This is a genomic window from Wenyingzhuangia sp. IMCC45574 (assembly GCF_054182685.1).
In genome coordinates this window covers 1,761,798-1,783,252 of record NZ_CM135169.1, presented here as the reverse complement: position 1 = coordinate 1,783,252, position 21,455 = coordinate 1,761,798, and the positions used below count along the sequence as shown (strand labels likewise).

The 21,455-nt window shown below is 35.6% G+C and carries 12 protein-coding genes, 2 tRNA genes and 3 rRNA genes; 14 read left to right on the top strand and 3 right to left on the bottom strand.

From position 1 onward, the window contains the following. The first annotated feature begins 23 nt into the window (after positions 1–23). From ACXHHC_RS07475 to rrf, 14 genes are all read left to right on the top strand, one after another. Positions 24–1,802, top strand: coding sequence for a cytochrome c oxidase subunit I (locus ACXHHC_RS07475; RefSeq protein WP_458229005.1), 1,779 nt, complete (start codon positions 24–26; stop codon positions 1,800–1,802). A 298-nt stretch (positions 1,803–2,100) separates the two neighbouring features. Continuing rightward, positions 2,101–2,379 (top strand): pyrimidine/purine nucleoside phosphorylase, encoded by a 279-nt coding sequence (gene ppnP / locus ACXHHC_RS07470; RefSeq protein ID WP_458229004.1) that lies wholly within the window; start codon positions 2,101–2,103, stop codon positions 2,377–2,379. A gap of 325 nt (positions 2,380–2,704) precedes the next feature. After that, positions 2,705–5,134 (top strand): T9SS type A sorting domain-containing protein, encoded by a 2,430-nt coding sequence (locus ACXHHC_RS07465; protein ID WP_458229003.1) that lies wholly within the window; start codon positions 2,705–2,707, stop codon positions 5,132–5,134. A gap of 374 nt (positions 5,135–5,508) precedes the next feature. Then, entirely contained in the window at positions 5,509–7,950 is a 2,442-nt protein-coding gene (locus ACXHHC_RS07460; protein ID WP_458229002.1) for a T9SS type A sorting domain-containing protein, read from the top strand. A gap of 213 nt (positions 7,951–8,163) precedes the next feature. Continuing rightward, a complete protein-coding gene (locus ACXHHC_RS07455; RefSeq protein ID WP_458229001.1) occupies positions 8,164–11,007 on the top strand; it encodes a right-handed parallel beta-helix repeat-containing protein in 2,844 nt (947 codons plus the stop codon). Positions 11,008–11,206: 199 nt separating this feature from the next. Beyond that, a complete protein-coding gene (locus ACXHHC_RS07450) occupies positions 11,207–11,692 on the top strand; it encodes a DUF4252 domain-containing protein (protein ID WP_458229000.1) in 486 nt (161 codons plus the stop codon). A gap of 5 nt (positions 11,693–11,697) precedes the next feature. Then, positions 11,698–12,186, top strand: a complete 489-nt coding sequence (locus tag ACXHHC_RS07445; RefSeq protein WP_458228999.1) for an RNA polymerase sigma factor — start codon at positions 11,698–11,700, stop codon at positions 12,184–12,186. After that, on the top strand, positions 12,176–12,685 hold the full coding sequence (locus ACXHHC_RS07440; protein ID WP_458228998.1) for a hypothetical protein: 510 nt from the start codon (positions 12,176–12,178) through the stop codon (positions 12,683–12,685). Before ACXHHC_RS07445 ends, ACXHHC_RS07440 begins: the two co-directional genes overlap by 11 nt. A gap of 3 nt (positions 12,686–12,688) precedes the next feature. Next, positions 12,689–13,195, top strand: a complete 507-nt coding sequence (locus tag ACXHHC_RS07435) for a DUF4252 domain-containing protein (RefSeq protein ID WP_458228997.1) — start codon at positions 12,689–12,691, stop codon at positions 13,193–13,195. A gap of 569 nt (positions 13,196–13,764) precedes the next feature. Next, a 16S ribosomal RNA gene (locus ACXHHC_RS07430) occupies positions 13,765–15,284 on the top strand. Between the two features lie 84 nt (positions 15,285–15,368). Next, a tRNA-Ile gene (locus ACXHHC_RS07425) sits at positions 15,369–15,442 on the top strand. 156 nt (positions 15,443–15,598) lie between these two features. Next, positions 15,599–15,672: transfer RNA gene (locus ACXHHC_RS07420), tRNA-Ala, on the top strand. A 244-nt stretch (positions 15,673–15,916) separates the two neighbouring features. Beyond that, positions 15,917–18,694: ribosomal RNA gene (locus ACXHHC_RS07415) — 23S ribosomal RNA — on the top strand. Positions 18,695–18,901: 207 nt separating this feature from the next. Then, a 5S ribosomal RNA gene (rrf, locus tag ACXHHC_RS07410) occupies positions 18,902–19,010 on the top strand. The 16S, 23S and 5S rRNA genes sit together here with 2 tRNA genes alongside, the layout of an rRNA operon. A gap of 567 nt (positions 19,011–19,577) precedes the next feature. Here rrf and ACXHHC_RS07405 read toward each other — a convergent pair. From ACXHHC_RS07405 to ACXHHC_RS07395, 3 genes are read right to left on the bottom strand one after another with little or no spacing between them, the layout of a single operon-like run. Next, positions 19,578–20,459 (bottom strand): DUF5777 family beta-barrel protein, encoded by an 882-nt coding sequence (locus ACXHHC_RS07405; protein WP_458228996.1) that lies wholly within the window; start codon positions 20,457–20,459, stop codon positions 19,578–19,580. Continuing rightward, positions 20,449–20,997 (bottom strand): YceI family protein, encoded by a 549-nt coding sequence (locus ACXHHC_RS07400; RefSeq protein WP_458228995.1) that lies wholly within the window; start codon positions 20,995–20,997, stop codon positions 20,449–20,451. The genes ACXHHC_RS07405 and ACXHHC_RS07400 overlap by 11 nt, the downstream gene beginning before the upstream one ends. Beyond that, entirely contained in the window at positions 20,984–21,409 is a 426-nt protein-coding gene (locus tag ACXHHC_RS07395; RefSeq protein WP_458228994.1) for an OB-fold protein, read from the bottom strand. Before ACXHHC_RS07395 ends, ACXHHC_RS07400 begins: the two co-directional genes overlap by 14 nt. Positions 21,410–21,455 lie beyond the last annotated feature (46 nt).

Genomic DNA, 21,455 nt, shown 5'->3' with positions numbered 1-21,455 from the left:
AGAATCAAAAAAAGAAATTTATTATGTCAGCAGAACATCATCATAAAGAAACTTTCGTAACTAAATATATATTTAGTTTTGACCACAAAATGATCTCTAAACAGTTTTTAGTAACTGGTATGATCATGGGAGTTATTGGAGTATTAATGTCTTTGTTATTTAGATTACAAATAGCATGGCCAGAGCACTCTTTCTCAATTATAGAAGCATTTTTACCAGAACGTTTCCAGTCTGAGGCTGGAGTAATGAAGCCAGATATTTATTTAGCTTTAGTTACAATTCACGGTACCATTATGGTATTCTTTGTATTAACAGCAGGATTAAGTGGTACTTTTTCTAACTTGTTAATTCCATTACAAATTGGAGCACGTGATATGGCATCAGGATTCATGAACTGTGTATCTTACTGGTTGTTCTTTATCTCTAGTGTTATTATGGTAGTTTCATTGTTTGTACAAGCAGGACCTGCTTCTGCTGGATGGACAATTTACCCACCATTATCTGCTTTACCACAGGCTATTCCTGGTTCTGGATTAGGAATGACATTATGGTTAGTTTCTATGGCTATTTTCGTTGCTTCTTCTTTAATTGGATCATTAAACTATATTGTTACTGTATTCAACTTAAGAACAAAAGGAATGAAAATGACAAGATTGCCTTTAACTATGTGGGCTTTCTTAATTACTGCAATTATTGGGGTTGTATCTTTCCCAGTTTTATTATCTGCAGCATTGTTATTAATTTTTGATAGAAGTTTTGGAACATCGTTCTACTTATCAGATATTTTTATTGGAGGAGAGGTATTAAATTACCAAGGAGGTTCTCCAGTATTATTTGAGCACTTATTCTGGTTCTTAGGTCACCCTGAGGTATACATTGTATTATTACCAGCTTTAGGTTTAACTTCTGAGATTATTTCTACAAACTCACGTAAACCAATTTTTGGATACCGTGCAATGATCGGATCTATCATGGCAATTGCATTCTTATCTACAATTGTTTGGGGACACCACATGTTTATTTCTGGAATGAACCCATTCTTAGGATCTGTGTTTACATTCACAACATTATTAATTGCAATACCATCTGCTGTAAAAGCATTTAACTATATCACTACTTTATGGAAAGGTAACTTACAGTTTAACCCTGCAATGTTATTCTCTATTGGATTAGTTTCTACTTTTATTACAGGAGGTTTAACAGGTATTGTATTAGGAGATTCTGCATTAGATATCAACGTTCACGATACGTACTTTGTAGTAGCTCACTTCCACTTAGTAATGGGTGTATCTGCTATCTACGGAATGTATGCTGGTATTTACCACTGGTTCCCTAAGATGTACGGAAGAATGATGAACAAGACTTTAGGATATGTTCACTTCTGGATTACTGCTATAGCTGCTTACGGAGTATTCTTCCCAATGCACTTTATTGGATTGGCTGGTTTACCACGTAGATACTATACAAACACGAACTTCCCATTATTTGATGATTTAGCTAATGTAAACCAAGTAATGACAATCTTTGCTTTAATTGGAGGGGTTGCACAAATTGTTTTCTTAGTAAACTTCTTTATGAGTATTTACAAAGGAAAAGTTGCTTCACAAAACCCATGGAGAGCTACAACTTTAGAGTGGACTACACCAGTAGAACATGTACACGGAAACTGGCCTGGAGAAATTCCAGAAGTACACCGTTGGCCATACGACTACAGTAAAGTTGATGAAAATGGAGAGTACATTTTTGGAGAAGATTATATCTTACAAACTGTACCTTTAAAAGAAGGAGAACAAGAGTCTTAAGAACTCTCACCATAAAACAAAAAACTCGGTTTCGTTACTTACGGAACCGAGTTTTTTGTTTTTCATTAGAATAAGAATGTCACTTCATTATCGGCTTTAAGATAAATTACATAAAGATTTTTATGTCTTAAAAAGGTAGATTAAGTAACATCTCGTAGATTGCTAATCATGTAATATTTAAAGATACATAAGAATGATATTTTTATAAATTTTAGTGCCTTTATAGATTAACTAAGTATTTGGCAAAAGAAATAGTATTCTTTTTTTATTTTTGCAGCTTAATTAAAACAATAACAAGATGATATCAGCAAATGAATATTTTGATGCTACCGTGAAGTCTTTAGGATATGAAAACGACGGAAAATCTACCGTAGGTGTTATGGAACCAGGAGACTACGAATTTGGAACAGGAGCAGCAGAAGTAATGACTGTAATAGAAGGAGAATTAATAGCATTATTACCAGGAGCTACAGAGTGGATTTCTTTTAAGGCAGGTCAATCTTTTGATGTACCAGGAGATTCAAGTTTTAAAGTTAAAGCTGTAGGACAAACTTCATATTTGTGTAAATACGAATAAAATAAAAAAACAAATAAAAAAGCGTTAACAGTATTGTTAACGCTTTTTTTTGTTTGTAACGGTAGTGTGTATGGGGTGTTGATTTTTTTATGTCCAGTTTATTTTTGTATTTAACAATAAAATCAAGACTTTTCCTGTTAAAGTATATTCCTGAACTTTACATTTACTGATAAAAAAAATGACTTTACTATTTCAATGAAACCCTTTTGTATTTAACGCTAGTCTACTTGATAAATGTTATTTTGTTGAAGGGTTAAACATATCTTGCTAAGTATGTGTTTTTTAGGTATTAGTTTTAAAGGACTAATTAAAATCTATCATTGTTATGAAAAATTATTTATCTCAATCATTTCAGAAATTGATGTTCCTATCAATTTTACTTTTTAGTACTATTTATGTTTTCGCTGCAAACATACATGTCGCAAAAAGTGGTGTAAATGCATTAACAGGTAGGGGGACATCTTCAGCTCCTTACCAAACTATTAGTTATGTCTTGACTAATGGCTTAATAAGTCCGGGAGATCATTTAGTATTACATGCAGGTGTCTATAGAGAGACTGTAGTTGTAAATGTAAATAATGTTACCATAAGACCCCAAACCGGAGATAATGTTACAATCTCTGGAGCAAATTGGTATGGAGCGAATAGCTGGAACGATACTAATAGTGATGGGATTTTTGAACTAACCCTAAATACAAGTCAGGTTGAAACGGATTTTACTCAATTATTTGTAAATGGTCAACACAAGCAAATCGCAAGATTCCCTAATAATACTTCTGCTTATGAGAGTTATATTTCGGGAAGCAATAGAGAAATGATGAACCCTACAGATCAAACTACAGGTTTTGCTGTTTTATTAAATGCAAGTAAACCAGCTGGGACAAATCAAACAGGGCAAGTAACATTTTCATGGCATGATGGAACCCCTCAATTGCCTACAACTCCTTTTTCTAACGAAGCTATTGTAAGAGGTTTTATAGGGAAATTAAGAAATAATATCTTTTCATATTCTCAAGATGGTGGTCAGGTAACAAGAGCAGGTAATCGTTTGGTAACTTTTAAGTCATTTAATACACAAGGGAGTTCATGGGGAAAAACAGATGCCTATTCTCAACCAGAAGGGTTTGGTTATGTAATGGATTTATCAGTATTAGATTACGAAGGGGAATGGTTTTGGAAAAAAACAGAGAATAAAATGTACTATAAGCCAGTAGGGGGAACTGTTGCAGGTAAAAATTTCGAAATTCAAAGAAGAAAACATGTGCTGAAAGTACAAGCAAACAATGTTACTGTTGAAGATATTAATTTTAAAGTTGGAGAAGTTGATCTTACAAATGCAAATACAACTAATTTTACCAGATGTACTTTTACTAATTTATCCCCATATCAATATAGAAGGACTTACGGGGTGTTTAGACAAGGAGTACTACTAACAAATGCAGACAATACAACATTTGAAAGTTGTTACCTAGGACATACTTGGGGAAGTGGTATTATTATCTTAAAAGGGTCCGATAATACTAAAATTAATAATTGTCTTATAGAAGATATTGGTTGGATGGGGCAGTTTACGGTTTCTGTGGAAAATAATGGAAATAATACCATTATTTCAAATAATACCTTTGGAAAAGCATCTCGTTTTCATATCAGAACAACAGAGTCTGTATATGCTAAAATAGTTGATAATGATTTTTACGGAGCAATGTCTATGGGAGAAGATGCAGGTTCTATAATGTTTACAAGTACAGGTAAAACTGCCGAACTAAATATGAATAATACATTAATTGCTTGGAATAAAATTCACGATATTTATGGAATTCCTGCTTACGATACTACTCCAATATATAGCAGACAAAAAGTAGTAGCCTTATATTTAGAAGATGTAGACAACTATACCGTTCATCATAATTTAATTTACAACATAAAAGGCGATACATATACAAGTAAAAGACTACAAAGTGATGGAGTTACACCTGTAGCAACAGAGGGTAAAGGAGATATTATGTATTTAGGACCAAGGAATAGGAGTTTAGATAGAAAGATAGATTATTATAACAATACCTGTTGGAATTATGACTACTTATTAACCTTTTGGCAAAGAACAGTAGATGGAGATGTAAACGATATGAAGTTGAAAAATAATCTTTTCATGACAGGAAAGCCAAGTTTGGTGGGTACTATATCCGATGCAAACTTATACAACTTCACTCAATCTGCTGCTGCTACTTATGATTATAACATTGTTTCATCAACCAATAAGTTTGTTACAACAGCATCTGATCATTTTGTGAATGCTACTAGTGGAGATCTTAGATTAAAATCGAGCTCTTCATTTAATACAGGAGGGTTGGTAATTTCTGGTGTAACCACAGAAACAAACCCTGCTATTGGGGCTTGGGAAGGAGCTGCTAATTGGCAAAAAGAAAGAGTGTTTAATGCTGGAGCAAATATTACGAGTTCTACATTTAATAGTGTTGCAAATGAAGTGAGTTTAGATGCAGATTTAATTTATGAGGATTTAAATGCTACAAGGGTGTATCCAAACCCGTTTGGCTCTGAATTAAATATTTCTCTAGGGAAGGAAATTACAGGGAATACAATGATTAGTATTTATACTATTGGCGGAGTTAGAGTTTTTTATCAATTAGCTAATAAAAAAGAAATATCACTAAACACAGCTAATTTAACACCTGGAATTTATTATCTAGAGATACAACATACAGAAGGAAAAGTTGTTAAAAAGATTATAAAGTAAGTATAGTTTTACCATAGCTATTAATGTAAACGCGAACCAAATTTGGTTCGCGTTTTTTTTAAAACAAAATATTGTTTTGGTAAATAAAGAATCGATAAAACTTTATAAGTAAATATGTTAATTATACAATGTTTCTAGTAAAAGATTAGTTATTAACAAATGAAAATGTGTTTTTAATACAAAGTGTTTTTGAATTTGTGATTTATACTGAACATACCATAAAAATGACTTGATTAGATACTTATAAATACCTTGTTTTTACTGAGTTTGTAAAAAAGTAACTATTGTACTTTATATTTGAATCATATGTATCTAATACTTTAGTATGATGTGTAATAATTTTAGTCCACTAACTAAAAACTACACTTTTAAAAATGAAAAAAGTAAATTTAATGAGAAAGTTAAGGTTGGGGTTATCCTCAATTTTACTTTTAAGTACTGCATCAATTTTGGCAGCAGAAATTCATGTAGCTAAAGACGGAACAAATGCATTAACAGGAAGAGGTACTTCATCTGCACCATACCAAACCATTACTTATGTATTTAATAATGGACTTATTAGTTCAGGAGATCAGTTGGTGTTACATGCTGGAGTCTATAGAGAAACGGTGGTAGTAAATGTTAATAACATTACTATTAGGCCCAAGACAGGAGATGATGTTACTATTTCTGGTGCCAATTGGTACGGAGCTAATAGTTGGAGTGATACCGATGGTGATGGAATTTACGAGTTGGCTTTAAATACAAGTCAAGTGGAGACAGACTTTACACAGCTACTGGTAAATGGTCAACACAAACAAATCGCTAGGTTTCCAGACAATACCTCTGCTTACCAAAGCTATATTTCTGGGAGTAATAGAGAAATGATGGATCCTACAAATCAAAGCACAGGTTTTGCAGTTCTATTAAATGCAAGTAAACCAGCGGGTACAAATCAAACAGGGCAAGTAACTTTTTCTTGGCATGGAGGAACCCCAAAGTTACCCAATGTAACTTTTACAGACGAAGCTATCATGAGAGGTTTTATAGGTAAACTGAGAAATAATATTTTTTCATATTCTCAAGATGGTGGAGAGGTAACAAGAGCGAGTGGGAATAATGATAGAATGGTAACGTTTAAGTCTTTTAACGAACAAGGAAATTCATGGGGAAAAACAGATGCTTATTCTCAGCCAGAAGGTTTTGGATATGTTATGGATTTATCGGTGTTAGATTATGAAGGAGAATGGTTTTGGAAAAAAACAGAAAATAAAATGTACTACAAACCAGTAGGAGGAACTGTTACAGGTAAGAACTTCGAAATTCAAAGAAGAAAACATGTATTAAAAGTACAAGCTAATAATGTTACTGTTGAAGGTATTGACTTTAAGGTAGGAGAAGTAGAACTAACAAATGCGAATACCACAACCTTTACAAAATGTACTTTTACTTATTTATCTCCTTATCAATACAGAAGGACTTATGGTGTATTTAGACAAGGTATCCTATTAACAAATGCAGACAATACTACTTTCGAAAGTTGTTACATTGCTCATACTTGGGGAAGTGGTGTTATTATTTTAACAGGTTCTGATAATACTAAGATCAATAATTGTTACATAGAAGACATTGGTTGGATGGGACAGTTTACTGTTTCTGTTGAAAACAATGGGAACAATACACAAATAACCAAAAATAATTTTGGTAGCGCTTCTCGTTTCCATATCAGAACTACGGAATCCGTATACGCTAAAATTGTAGATAACGATTTTTATGGAGCAATGTCAATGGGAGAAGATGCAGGTTCTATTATGTTTACAAGTACAGGTAAAACAGAGCAGTTAAATATGAGTGGAACTCTAATCGCTTGGAATAAAATTCATGATATTAATGGTATTCCAGCTTACGATACCACTCCAGTATACAGCAGACAGAAGGTGGTTGCCTTGTACTTGGAAGATGTAGATAATTATACAGTACATCATAATTTAATTTACAATATTAAAGGAGATACATATACAAGTAAAAGGCTTCAAAGTGATGGTGTTACTCCAGTAGAAACAGAAGGAAAGGGTGATATTATGTACTTAGGACCTAGAGACAGGAACTTAACTAGAAAGATGGATTACTACAATAATACTTGTTGGAATTATGATTACTTGTTAACCTTCTGGCAAAGAACAGAGGATGGAGATGTGAATGATTTGAAATTAAAAAACAATCTTTTTATGACAGGAAAACCGAGTTTAGTGGGAACTATATCTGATTCTAATCTATTTAACTTCACACAGGCTGCAGCAGCTACTTATGGTTATAACATTATTACAGCAAGAAACAAGTTTGTTACCACAGCATCGGATCATTTTGTAGATGCAGCCAATGGAGACTTACGATTGATATCTAGTTCTTCGTACAATACAGGTGGTTTGGTACTTACGGGAATTACAAGCGCTACAGATCCGGCAGTTGGAGCATGGGAAGGAGATAGCAATTGGTGGAAAGAAAGAGTTTTTAATGCAGGATCAGATTTAGTAAGTTCTTCATTTAATAGCGCAACCAATTCTATTGATGATTTAAGTATTGATGAATTTGAAAACCTAGTTGAAAGCACATATGTATTTCCTAATCCTTTTAGCAACCAGTTAAATATTTCTTTAGGTGACGACATTACAGGAGCTACCAATGTTAGTATTTATAGTGTTAATGGTGTAAGAGTTTTAAATCAATTTATAGCCAAAAAACAAACGACTATAAATACAAGTTCTCTTGGCTCTGGAGTTTATTTATTAGAGATTATTTATGATGGAGGTAGAATTGTTAAGAAAATAATCAAGTAATTCTATAAAATCACTAGTTATTGTAAAGTCCAATAGTTCTGCTATTGGACTTTTTTATTATAGATTTGGACTGGACAATAAATAAGAAACCGATTGTTTTCTTAGTGAATATGCAGGTTTGTTCTGTTTTAATGAATTAAACATATGAAACGTAATAGTTTGTTGTCTTTATGTAATTTTATTCAACTAACCCAAGTTCTAATTCTATCAATAATGAATTGTTTATTTAAAAAGTGTTTTTGTTTTCTTTTACTACTCTTGGCTAATACTGTTTTCTCAGCAGAAATTCACGTAGCAAAAGACGGAGTAAATGCTTTGTCAGGAAGAGGTAGTGTCACAAGCCCTTATCAATCTATTAAATATATATTCGATCAAAACTTAGTAGATTCTGGAGATGTAATAGTGGTTCACGAAGGTGTATATAGAGAAACAGTAACCGTAAATGTAGCTAATATTACAATAAAACCTTTTGCAGAAGAAAAGGTAGTTATTTCAGGAACAGATCTTATTGCTAGTTCTAACTGGCAAGCTGATGCTAGTAGACCAGGTGTTTTTAAAACTTTTTTAAATAGAAATCAAGTAGAGACAGATTTTACTCAGTTGTTTGTAAATGGAATTCATCAGCAAATAGCAAGATATCCAAATAACACCACACCCGTAAAAAGTTATTTAATAGGGCAACACAAAGAAATGATGGATCCCATAAATCCAAAAAGTGGATTTGCCATTTTATTAAATGCCAGTAAACCAGAAGGGGCTAATCAAACAGGGAATGTTACGTTCTCATCTCACGAAGGAATTCCAGAAATACCAAATGTAACTTTTACAAACGAAGCAATTATTAGAGGTTTTATAGGGAAATTAAGGAATAATATATTTTCATATTCTCAGGATGGAGGACAAGTTACTAGAGCCGGAAGCAGATTGGTAACTTTTAAATCTTTAAACACGCAAGGAAACTCATGGGGTAAAGATGCAGCTTATTCACAGCCAGAAGGTTTTGGTTATATAATGGACTTGTCTGTGTTAGATGCCGAAGGAGAATGGTTTTTTAAAAGGACAGAAAATACCTTGTACTACAAACCACAAGGTGGAACTATAGACGGTAAAACATTTGAGGTTAAAAAAAGAGAATTAGGTTTAGAGATTAGAGCAAATAATGTAACGTTAGAAAATATACATGTTCAAGCAGCTGCAATGGATGTAAAGAACGCAAGAAATTTTAAAGCACAAAACTGTACGTTTACTTATTTATATCCATATCATTACAGAAGAACTTATGGAGTGCTAAAGGAAGGAATTGTTTTAGACAATGCAGACAATGCTACTTTTGAGAGTTGCTATGTTGGACATACTTGGACGGGAGGAATTATTATTGATGATAATTGTGAAAATACAGTAATTAATAATTGTACCATAGAGCAAATTGGTTGGATGGGACAGTTTATGGTCTCTGCATGGAACAATGGTAAGAATACCACTATTACCAATAATACTTTTGGAAGAGCATCACGTTTTCATATTAGAACTACAGAAGAAGTCTATGCCAAAATAACCGATAATGATTTTGGAGAAGCTATGGCTATGGGAGAAGATGCAGGAGCAATTATGTTTACAAGTACAGGTAGGAGTAGCGCAATGGATATGCAAGAAACAGAAATTGCCTACAACAAATTGCACGACCTTCATGGAATTCCTGCTTTTGATACTACTCCTATATATAAAAGACAAACAGTTACTGCTTTTTATCTAGAAGACGTGCATAATTACAAAGTACATCACAATTTGGTATATAATATTAAGGGGAATACATATACAAGTAAAAGAGGAGCTTCCTTTAATGCACAAAGCGATGGTAAAATATTATACCTAGGGCCAAGAGGAAAAACAATTGATAAAACAATGGGGTATTACAATAATACTTTTTGGAATTACGATAAATTTTTAACCTTTTGGCATAAAACAGCAACAACGGTAGTTAAAAACCTAGAGATGATAAATAATGTTTATATGTCTGGTAAAATTAACACAACCTCTTTTGGAGGTAACAATATAGATGAAGGTAATTTGACAACTTTTGTTCAAAAAGCAGCATTGGCTCCTTTTAATTACGAGATTACAGATACTACAAATAAGTCTATATCAAGTCCAAGTGTTCATTTTCAAGATATAGATAATAACAATTTTAGATTACAGCCTAGTTCTACTTTTAATAGTGGGGGAACAGTAGTAGATGGTATTACATCAGAAACAAGCCCGGCTATAGGAGCATGGGAGGGAAATACAGACGAAGCTAAGAATAGGGTTTTAAATGCAGGGTCTAATTTAACAACCAATTCATTCTTTGGTTTAGACAAGCTAGATTATGGAAACGATAATATTTCTATTCAGACAGTTGGAGAAACTTGTCCAAATACAAATAATGGAAAAATTAAAATAACAGCCAAAGAGCCTTTATCTTACAGTGTACTAATAAACGGAGAAAGTTATTCTTTTAGCAACGAATTGGAGATTTCAGATTTAGAACCCAAAACATATACCTTTTGTATAACAGCACCAGAATTAGCTGATGATAGTTGTTTTGAAGTTGCAGTACCAGAAAGTATAGCTATTTCTGGTAGTACAAGAATAGCTGCTAATGGACTTATTGAAGTTAATGTTGATGGTGGGACAACACCTTATCATGTATTAGTTAATAATAAAGAAGTACTTCAAACAGAAGCTTCTTCGTTTGTTGTCAGTGCCAATCACGGAGATCAAGTAGAAGTTGTTTCAGATAAAGATTGTGAAGGAGAGCTAAATAAAAGAGTATTGTTAACAGATAATGTAGTTGTTTACCCAACCATAACCAAAGGAAATATTACGATTTCTTTACCAGATTCTAGTTTAGATCAAGTTGGAGTAGAGCTGTACAATATGCAATCTACATTGTTGCTTAGAAAAATGTACAATAGAAATCAAATCAATATAAATCTGTCTCAATTTGCCATCGGAGTTTATTTTGTGAAAATAAACTATGGTGAACCTAAGGTTGTCAAGATTATTAAACAAGAATAAAATTGTAGCTAAATAGAGCTGAAATATTTCCTAACAGAGTTTATAATTATATAAACTCTGTTTTTTTATGCCTTAAATTCTCTGTGTTTATAAGGATTCCTTCTTTTTTTTAAAAAAAAGTGACTTTCTGATTTAACAAAATGAATAGTTGTTCGTCTTCTAGATATAAACAAATAACAACCATTAAAAATTAGTAATCATGAAAAACGTATTAAACATTTCAATCTTTATTTTATTTACAACTATTGGATTTGCTCAAAATAAAAGTTTTGATAAGATTTTCGAAAAATATGCAGACCAAGATGGATTTACCACGGTGAATGTTTCCGGAGATATGATTCAGGCTTTCTCTGATGATAAGGATATAAAGGATTTAAACATTGGGAATATAAAAGTTTTAACTGTAGAGGATGATAAACTAAATAACGGTGTGAATTTTTACAAAGAAGTAGTATCTAAGCTGAGTCTTAAAAAGTATGATAAACTAATAAATGTAGAAGGAGAAGATACGCAGGTGTTGATAGCTAAAAAGAAAAAGAATAAAGGAAAACCAGAGTTTTTAATTATTACCGGAGGAGATGAGAATACAATGGTTTATATTGAAGGAGATTTAAACTTTGGAAATTTTGGGAAAGTTCTAGAAGGTTTAAAGATAAACAGCAGTTCTGTAGCTACTAGCAAATAGATCAAATGACAAAAAAACAATTTATAAAAGAGTTACTTCCTTTAAACGAAAAGATGTACAGGCTTTCTTATAGGTTGTTAAATGATGTGGATTTGGCTAAAGATATAGTTCAAACTGTATACTGTAAGTTATGGGAGGATAAGGATAAGCTGAAAAAAATTCTTAATAAAGAAGCTTACGTTATAAGAATAACTAAGAATGCTTGTTTGGATAAGATAAGATTAAAAAAAACTCAGACAGAAGTACAACAGCATCATAAAGTTACAGAGCAGTATCACGAGTCTTCAGAAAAAGTAATGTTGGTTAAAAAAGTGATAGCAACATTACCAGACAAACAAAGAAAGGTAATACAGCTAAGAGATGTCGATGGTTTTAGTTTTGATGAAATATCTAAAGCCTTAGATTTGCCTCAGAATACTATAAGAGTGTCACTATCTATTGCTAGAAAGAAAGTAAGAGAAGAATTAAAGAAAATTTATAGTTATGGATTATAATGAACAAATAGAGTCTTTACTAGAAAAGTATTATCTAGGAGAAACTTCTTTAGAGGAAGAGAAAAAGCTGAAAGAGCTTTTGTTGACCTTACCTAAAGGTTCTAAATTCGAACTAGAAAAAGAAATGTTTTCTTCATACAATCAGCAGAAGGAAGAGTTAATGATACCATCTTCTTTAGAAACAGATATTCTAAATGCAATTAACGAACAACCTGATAAAAAAGTCAAAATAAGAAAACTATTATGGATTCCAACAGCAATAGCAGCAAGTTGGTTGTTATTTATAATGTTTTATAAACAACCCGAGAAAGAAACTTTACTGTTTGCTGAAATCTTTAATAAAGAACAAGAGGCTTACAATACTACCAAAGAAACTTTATTTTATGTTTCTAAAGTGATGAATTCACAACTAGAAAAAGTTTCAAGCTTAGATAAAATGGAACAACATTTAACCCCATTAAGTTATTTAGATAGAATAGATACTCATTTAAAAGAATAAATAATGAAAACAATATTATTAGTAATAATAGCACTCTTTACTATAAGTACAGCTTCAGCCCAACAGGAAAGCTTAGATAAACTGTTTAATAAGTATGCAGACAAGGATGGTTTTTCTACAGTTTTAATTTCTCAGGATATGCTTACGCTATTTATGGATAAGGATAATAAAGAGGACGGAGATAAAGATGTAAAAAAAGCTTTAGACGGATTAAAGTCAATTAGAATTTTAACGGTAGAGGATGAAAAATTGAATAAGTCATTAAACTTTTTTAAAGAGATAGAAGGCCAGTTTTCTTTTGAAGGATATACTACGTTAATGTCGATTAAAGAAAAAGACCAACAATTAAAGATGATGGTTAAGAAAAAGAATGGAAAGATAGTTGAGTTTTTAATGTTGGGTGGAGGAGAAGACAATATGCTAATTCATATTACGGGGGATATCAATTTGAGTAATGTTTCAAAAATATCTAAATCCGTACGAGCAATACAAGGTAGTGCTTCTAAGTAGAACGAATAAATTAGGTTCAGATCTATAAATTACTTTGTAGATCGCATTACCGTTCCGTTTCTTCAAAATAGGTAACGGTTTTGTTGGTTCCTTACCATAGAATGTTAAATGGTGTTTTTATTTAATAGTGTAAAAGTCTTGTTTTAAGTTCTTTAAACATTTTTTCTGATTTTTTACAGTTTTTTGCTTGTTTAAGGGAAATAGTTGTGTATCTTTGCACCCGCAAACGCAGTAAGGCAAACGAGCTGAGTTAGCAAAGTTCATTAGCAGTGTAGGAGTTTTTAAGTTACAGATTATCATTAGAATAACTGGTTTTAGTTGTTTGATTAAGGTGTTAATTAAGGCTTAAAATTTTCTTAAAAAAAACTTGAAAAAAGTTTGTTTTAAGAAAGAAAAGATTCTTACATTTGCAGCCCGCTTCGGCGGAGTAACAAAAACCACTAAGTGGTTAAGTTCATTGAGAAATTTGAAATTGACAGCGCGAATTAAAGAGTAGATCGCATGGAAGATTGCTGAACTTGTTTCAGTGTCACCATAGATTTTTTTGAGCATCGAAATATAAAAATATAACGATGAAGAGTTTGATCCTGGCTCAGGATGAACGCTAGCGGCAGGCTTAACACATGCAAGTCGAGGGGTAACAGGGATAGCTTGCTATTTGCTGACGACCGGCGCACGGGTGCGTAACGCGTATAGAACCTACCTTAAACTGGAGAATACCCTTTGGAAACGAAGATTAATACTCCATAGTGTTATTGAATTGCATAATTTGATAATTAAAGATTTATTGGTTTAAGATGGCTATGCGTCTTATTAGCTAGATGGTAAGGTAACGGCTTACCATGGCAACGATAAGTAGGGGTCCTGAGAGGGAGATCCCCCACACTGGTACTGAGACACGGACCAGACTCCTACGGGAGGCAGCAGTGAGGAATATTGGTCAATGGAGGCAACTCTGAACCAGCCATGCCGCGTGAAGGATGACTGCCCTATGGGTTGTAAACTTCTTTTATAGAGGAAGAAACGCAGATACGTGTATTTGTTTGACGGTACTCTACGAATAAGCACCGGCTAACTCCGTGCCAGCAGCCGCGGTAATACGGAGGGTGCAAGCGTTATCCGGAATCATTGGGTTTAAAGGGTTCGTAGGCGGGCTGATCAGTCAGAGGTGAAATCCCATAGCTCAACTATGGCACTGCCTTTGATACTGTTAGTCTTGAGTCATATGGAAGTGGATAGAATATGTAGTGTAGCGGTGAAATGCATAGATATTACATAGAATACCGATTGCGAAGGCAGTCCACTACGTATGTACTGACGCTGATGAACGAAAGCGTGGGGAGCGAACGGGATTAGATACCCCGGTAGTCCACGCCGTAAACGTTGGACACTAGTTGTTGGAATTCTTCAGTGACTAAGCGAAAGTGATAAGTGTCCCACCTGGGGAGTACGGTCGCAAGATTGAAACTCAAAGGAATTGACGGGGGCCCGCACAAGCGGTGGAGCATGTGGTTTAATTCGATGATACGCGAGGAACCTTACCAGGGCTTAAATGTAGGATGCATTATTTAGAGATAGATATTTCTTCGGACTTCTTACAAGGTGCTGCATGGTTGTCGTCAGCTCGTGCCGTGAGGTGTCAGGTTAAGTCCTATAACGAGCGCAACCCCTATCGTTAGTTGCAAACAGGTAAAGCTGTGGACTCTAGTGAGACTGCCGGTGCAAACCGCGAGGAAGGTGGGGATGACGTCAAATCATCACGGCCCTTACGTCCTGGGCTACACACGTGCTACAATGGCAATGACAGCGAGCAGCCACTCAGCGATGAGGAGCGAATCTATAAACATTGTCACAGTTCGGATTGGAGTCTGCAACTCGACTCCATGAAGCTGGAATCGCTAGTAATCGCATATCAGCCATGATGCGGTGAATACGTTCCCGGGCCTTGTACACACCGCCCGTCAAGCCATGGAAGCTGGGAGTGCCTGAAGTCGGTCACCGCAAGGAGCCGCCTAGGGTAAAACTGGTAACTAGGGCTAAGTCGTAACAAGGTAGCCGTACCGGAAGGTGCGGCTGGAACACCTCCTTTCTAGAGAAAAAAAGGTGTTTAAAGAAGTTAGGTTTACTTTTTAATTGCTGTTAATTTTTAATGATATATAATACAATCACATAGAGTCTCGTAGCTCAGCTGGTTAGAGCGCTACACTGATAATGTAGAGGTCGGCAGTTCGAGTCTGCCCGAGACTACAACAAGCGAAGCTTGTCTAGTAAGACAGGTAGAGATAAAAAAAGACAACTTAGTTGTTAGATTATATTAAAAAAGGAAATTCTAGAAGCAGATAATTACAAATTACGAATTAGTAATTACTAATGACTAACTACTAATTACTAACACTAGTATAAGGGGGATTAGCTCAGCTGGCTAGAGCGCTTGCCTTGCACGCAAGAGGTCATCGGTTCGACTCCGATATTCTCCACAATAATAGCTATAGGCTCTATGCCTTATGCTATAAGCTGCCAAGCCTAATGCGTATAGCATAAAGCTTACAGCGATTAAAGTTCATTGACATATTGATAAAAAATATTTAAGAGAAAAATATTTTACTTGAGTAGACATACAAATTTAGTAATTAGTATAGAGTACATAGTACAAAGTATTAATTACAAGAATTATAAAATAATTACAGTTTAACTGTAATAAATTAAAGACGCAAATAGGTACAATAAGCTAATTAAGGGTGTATGGCGGATGCCTAGGCTCTCAGAGGCGATGAAGGACGTGATAAGCTGCGATAAGCTTCGGTTAGGTGCACATAACTTTACCCGAAGATTTCCGAATGGGGCAACCCAGTATATTGAAGATATACTACCGAGAGGAGCAAACGTGGTGAACTGAAACATCTAAGTAACCATAGGAAGAGAAAATAATAATGATTTCGTTAGTAGTGGCGAGCGAACGCGAATTAGCCCAAACCTATTTTGTTACGGCAAAATAGGGGTTGTAGGACTGAGTCATCAAGACACAATTGAACTAGAATCCTCTGGAAAGTGGAGCGATAAGGGTGATAGCCCCGTATAGGTAAGAGAAGTTATTGTATCAGATTCCTGAGTAGGGCGGGGCACGTGGAACCCTGTCTGAATCTGCCGGGACCATCCGGTAAGGCTAAATACTCCTGAGAGACCGATAGTGAACTAGTACCGTGAGGGAAAGGTGAAAAGAACCCTAAGTAAGGGAGTGAAATAGATCCTGAAACCGTACACCTACAAGCGGTCGGAGCCCTATGGGGTGACGGCGTGCCTTTTGCATAATGAGCCTACGAGTTACTTTATCTAGCAAGGTTAATGTATTCAGTACAGGAGCCGTAGCGAAAGCGAGTCTTAATAGGGCGTTTTAGTTAGGTTGAGTAGACGCGAAACCTGGTGATCTACCCATGGGCAGGTTGAAGCTCTGGTAACACAGAGTGGAGGACCGAACCCGTTGACGTTGAAAAGTCTTGGGATGACCTGTGGGTAGGGGTGAAAGGCCAATCAAACCAGGAAATAGCTCGTACTCCCCGAAATGCATTTAGGTGCAGCGTTGTGGTTAGTTATATAGAGGTAGAGCTACTGATTGGATGCGGGGGCTTCACCGCCTACCAATTCCTGACAAACTCCGAATGCTATATAATATACACAGCAGTGAGGGCATGGGTGCTAAGGTCCATGTCCGAGAGGGAAAGAACCCAGACCATCAGCTAAGGTCCCCAAATATATACTAAGTTGAATAAACGAGGTTTGACTGCCCAGACAGCTAGGATGTTGGCTTGGAAGCAGCCATTCATTTAAAGAGTGCGTAACAGCTCACTAGTCGAGCGGTCGAGCATGGATAATAATCGGGCATAAGTATATTACCGAAGCTATGGACGAAAGTGGTAGGGGAGCATTCTAGTTGTGTTGAAGGTGTATCGTAAGGTATGCTGGAACGGCTAGAAAAGAAAATGTAGGCATAAGTAACGATAAGGCGGGTGAGAAACCCGCCCTCCGAAAAACTAAGGTTTCCTCAGCGATGCTAATCAGCTGAGGGTTAGTCAGGGCCTAAGGCGAACCCGAATGGGGTAGTCGATGGACAACAGGTTAATATTCCTGTACCTGCACCCGTTAAAAGTGACGGATCTCCCAGATGCTTGCGTACTGACGGAAATGTACGCTGAGCCTAGACTTCGGTCGAAGCGAAAGTAAGTAAGAGGTTCCAAGAAAAGCGAGGGATGCAGCCTGTACCGTAAACCGACACAGGTAGTTGGGATGAGTATTCTAAGGAGCTCGAGTGATTCATGGCTAAGGAACTAGGCAAAATCGACCCGTAACTTCGGGAGAAGGGTCGCCCATCTTCGGATGGGCCGCAGTTAAAAGGTCCAGGCGACTGTTTATCAAAAACACAGGGCTCTGCTAAAACGAAAGTTGATGTATAGGGCCTGACACCTGCCCGGTGCTGGAAGGTTAAGTGGAGGGTTTAGCTTCGGCGACGATCTGAAATGAAGCCCCAGTAAACGGCGGCCGTAACTATAACGGTCCTAAGGTAGCGAAATTCCTTGTCGGGTAAGTTCCGACCTGCACGAATGGTGCAACGATCTGGACACTGTCTCAGCCATGAGCTCGGTGAAATTGTAGTATCGGTGAAGATGCCGATTACCCGCTACGGGACGAAAAGACCCCGTGAACCTTTACTATAGCTTAGTATTGGCTTTGGATAAGTAATGTGTAGGATAGGTGGGAGACTTCGATCATGCGTCGCTAGGCGTGTGTGAGTCATTGTTGAAATACCACCCTTTGCTTATCTAGAGTCTAACCCAGCGATGGGGACAGTGCTTGGTGGGTAGTTTGACTGGGGTGGTCGCCTCCAAAAGAGTAACGGAGGCTTCTAAAGGTACCCTCAGTACGCTTGGTAACCGTACGTAGAGTGCAATGGCATAAGGGTGCTTGACTGCGAGACTTACAAGTCGATCAGGTTGGAAACAAGAGCATAGTGATCCGGTGGTTCCGCATGGAAGGGCCATCGCTCAAAGGATAAAAGGTACTCCGGGGATAACAGGCTGATCTCCCCCAAGAGCTCACATCGACGGGGGGGTTTGGCACCTCGATGTCGGCTCGTCACATCCTGGGGCTGGAGAAGGTCCCAAGGGTTGGGCTGTTCGCCCATTAAAGTGGCACGCGAGCTGGGTTCAGAACGTCGTGAGACAGTTCGGTCTCTATCTGTAGCGGGCGTTAGAAATTTGCGTGGATTTGACTCTAGTACGAGAGGACCGAGTTGAACTAACCTCTGGTGTATCAGTTGTTCCGCCAGGAGCATTGCTGAGTAGCTACGTTGGGAAGGGATAAGCGCTGAAAGCATATAAGCGCGAAACCCACCACAAGATGAGATTTCTTTAAAGGGTGGTTGTAGATCACGACCTTGATAGGATACAGGTGTAAAGGTGGTAACATCATAGCCGAGTATTACTAATAACCCATAGGCTTATGTACCTTGCGGGCTTTAATAATTATGATTTAAATTTTAGTACAAAGTATTAAGTACATAGTACAAAGAAACTCAAGAAAAAATAGACATAAAATCTTAGATATTAGTTATCAATATGTACAACATAATTAATTACGAAATGATTAATTAGGAATTACGAATGCATTCTATAATTCGTAATTTACTAAATCGTAATTCGTAATTGACAACCTTAAGGTGATTATTGCAATAGGGCTCACCTCTTCCCATCCCGAACAGAGAAGTTAAGCCTATTAGCGCAGATGGTACTACCACTGGTGGGAGAGTATGTCATCGCCTTTTTTTTATCCTGAAATAAATTCAGGATTTGTAAACCCTGAACCTAGTTCAGGGTTTTTTATTTTATAACAATCCTTCATTACATTAGTAGTGAAGGATTTTTTGTTTTAGATACTTTTTTACTGGATATAATTAGGAGTTGGGGAGTTGGGGAGTTGAGGAGTTGGGGAGTTGAGGAGTAAAGGAGTGAAGAAGTTGAGGAATTGAGGGGTAAAGGAGTTAAGAAGTAAGAATCAGGCTTTTTGGTTTGGGATTCTCGATTCCGATTGAACACGATTAAGAGCTTGATGCTTTTAAAAAAGACTTGATACTGGGTTAAAACTTTTTATTGGTTATTATATTATTAGATAATGATTTGATGAAGCTTGTATATAAAGACTATATGCATTAGTGATTGAGTGGCATGTTTGAGCTCTTTTGTTTTTAGAATTCAAAAACCTTAGTATTTAGGCATACTTATTCTTATATACTATATTCTTTGTTCTTAATTCTAAAAAAACAAAAAGCGAGTAACGAAAGCACGGCTCCAGTTGGTACTGGAGAAATGCCCAAATAGATAAAATGGAACAGTTACTTTAGTTCATCTTTTGTGTGTATGGTAAAAATGGCATTGAAACCAAACACAAAATTACCATCTTGTGAATTGAAGTTTTTAGGTGTATTTACGATATAGCTGTGTTCTGAATAAGTTCTGGCATTGGTCATTTGGAATTGTAGTAAGAGATAGCGCACATCCCAATTAACTCCTAATGCAAATGCTCCGTAAGTATCTTTAGATCTAAGCTTGTTGCTATTGTGGTAGTACTCTGCAACAAGAGATACGTGTTTTTTTACTTTATATCGCCCTCCAAAACCCAATGCAAAGTAATTTTTGGGATCTTGTTGATTTGCATAGGTGCTGTGTATGTATGTTGGTGCAATTTGCAAAGAGAATTCTGGTGTGAATTTACGCGCGATTAATAGCTGCGAATTATATGTCCATCTGTTAGAAAAATTGTTTAAGATGGGCAGGTCTTTGTGGTTGTATGCAAAACCTTGTACCAGCGTAAGGCTTAAGAATTTACTTTTATTGTTTATGCTTTGTCTTAATAGGTTGTATTTGGCATAACCATCGTATATGTTTTCTAATGTAGACCAACCAGCACCTAGTGTTAAGTTATCTGTAATAGCATAGTCTGCACCTAAACGAGCAGTCCATCTATCTGCAATAAAACTTTGAGCTGTTTCGTTGTTAGGAAGATTCCAATACCTATTGATAAATTGGAGTTGTAAAACACCTTGTTTTCTATTCTCGATAGAGTGACCTATAGCTAAACGTGTTCCTTTAAAAGTAGCAGTTTGGTGCTGTGGTGTGTTTTTGTATTCTTTGTTTAGTTTGTCTAATAGACTTTGCGACTGTAGTTGGTTGATGCTTATGAAAGCGATCAAGAAAAGTGTGATGTTATTTTTCATAAGGCTCGTATTCAAATCTAAATTTTACCGTAATTATTTTAGCAATGTTTGGTTCTACAATTGCGGGTATCTTAATATCAAAATCTTTAACTGCTACTTGAAACTCTCCATTAAGTGTATACTTACCGTTAAAGTAGTTAATGGTGGTTTTTATTTCTACGGGTTTGGTAATGTCTCTAATGGTTAAGTCTCCTTTTACAATTCTTGTTTGTGAAGCTTTCTTGTTGGAATTGAAATCTAATATTTTGCCCTGGAAGGTAGCTTTGGGATATAGATCTGATTCTATATAACTCTCATTAAAATGTTCGTGCATTAAGGATTTTTTAAAAACAAAGGCATTCATTAGCATGCTAACAGCAATTTCGTTGGTAGATAAATCTATAATGCTAAGTACTTGGTTGTTTTTGGCTTCTATATTTTCTACAGTTGTGTAAGAAAAGAATGAAACTTGTCCTTGCCTAGTAATAATTTGTTTGGGTTCTGAGTTAAAGGAAACCAAACAAATAAACAGAAAAATTAGGGTACTAATTTTCTTCATGGTTATTGGTGTTAATAAGTATACAGTTTAAAAGCACAATATCTTTTAGAAAGCCTTTGCAAAGCCCTTTTACTTTTATTTGATCGTTTGTTTTAAGAGACAACTTTGTTTGTTTTTGCATGTCGCACAGAATATTAATGTCTTTGTTTATGCCTTTTAAAATAATGGTATTTCTATTGTTTAGCAGATTGATGTTTTTAACAACACCGACTACTTCTATTACTTTATTTCTGTACTTGGCATTAGCAATGTTCTCGTTCTTTAGGTATTCGTTGGTAACTATTTTAGCACTTACCGTAGCCTCTGTTTTTGCCATTTGCATGTTAGGATACGGTTTGTTTATCCATAATACAAATAGCACTATGGCAATGATAGATATTGAAATGAATATTAATAGTTTAAACCGACTCATGATACGAACAAATAAACAAGAAATAGTTTTTTCTGTAAAATAAAAA

What these genes read in the sequence shown, in the direction of transcription:
- ACXHHC_RS07475 (WP_458229005.1), top strand. Translation starts at nt 24, where the DNA reads ATGTCAGCAGAACATCATCATAAAGAAACTTTCGTAACTAAATATATA.
- ppnP (WP_458229004.1), top strand. Translation starts at nt 2,101, where the DNA reads ATGATATCAGCAAATGAATATTTTGATGCTACCGTGAAGTCTTTAGGA.
- ACXHHC_RS07465 (WP_458229003.1), top strand. Translation starts at nt 2,705, where the DNA reads ATGAAAAATTATTTATCTCAATCATTTCAGAAATTGATGTTCCTATCA.
- ACXHHC_RS07460 (WP_458229002.1), top strand. Translation starts at nt 5,509, where the DNA reads ATGAAAAAAGTAAATTTAATGAGAAAGTTAAGGTTGGGGTTATCCTCA.
- ACXHHC_RS07455 (WP_458229001.1), top strand. Translation starts at nt 8,164, where the DNA reads ATGAATTGTTTATTTAAAAAGTGTTTTTGTTTTCTTTTACTACTCTTG.
- ACXHHC_RS07450 (WP_458229000.1), top strand. Translation starts at nt 11,207, where the DNA reads ATGAAAAACGTATTAAACATTTCAATCTTTATTTTATTTACAACTATT.
- ACXHHC_RS07445 (WP_458228999.1), top strand. Translation starts at nt 11,698, where the DNA reads ATGACAAAAAAACAATTTATAAAAGAGTTACTTCCTTTAAACGAAAAG.
- ACXHHC_RS07440 (WP_458228998.1), top strand. Translation starts at nt 12,176, where the DNA reads ATGGATTATAATGAACAAATAGAGTCTTTACTAGAAAAGTATTATCTA.
- ACXHHC_RS07435 (WP_458228997.1), top strand. Translation starts at nt 12,689, where the DNA reads ATGAAAACAATATTATTAGTAATAATAGCACTCTTTACTATAAGTACA.
- ACXHHC_RS07405 (WP_458228996.1), bottom strand. Translation starts at nt 20,459, where the DNA reads ATGAAAAATAACATCACACTTTTCTTGATCGCTTTCATAAGCATCAAC.
- ACXHHC_RS07400 (WP_458228995.1), bottom strand. Translation starts at nt 20,997, where the DNA reads ATGAAGAAAATTAGTACCCTAATTTTTCTGTTTATTTGTTTGGTTTCC.
- ACXHHC_RS07395 (WP_458228994.1), bottom strand. Translation starts at nt 21,409, where the DNA reads ATGAGTCGGTTTAAACTATTAATATTCATTTCAATATCTATCATTGCC.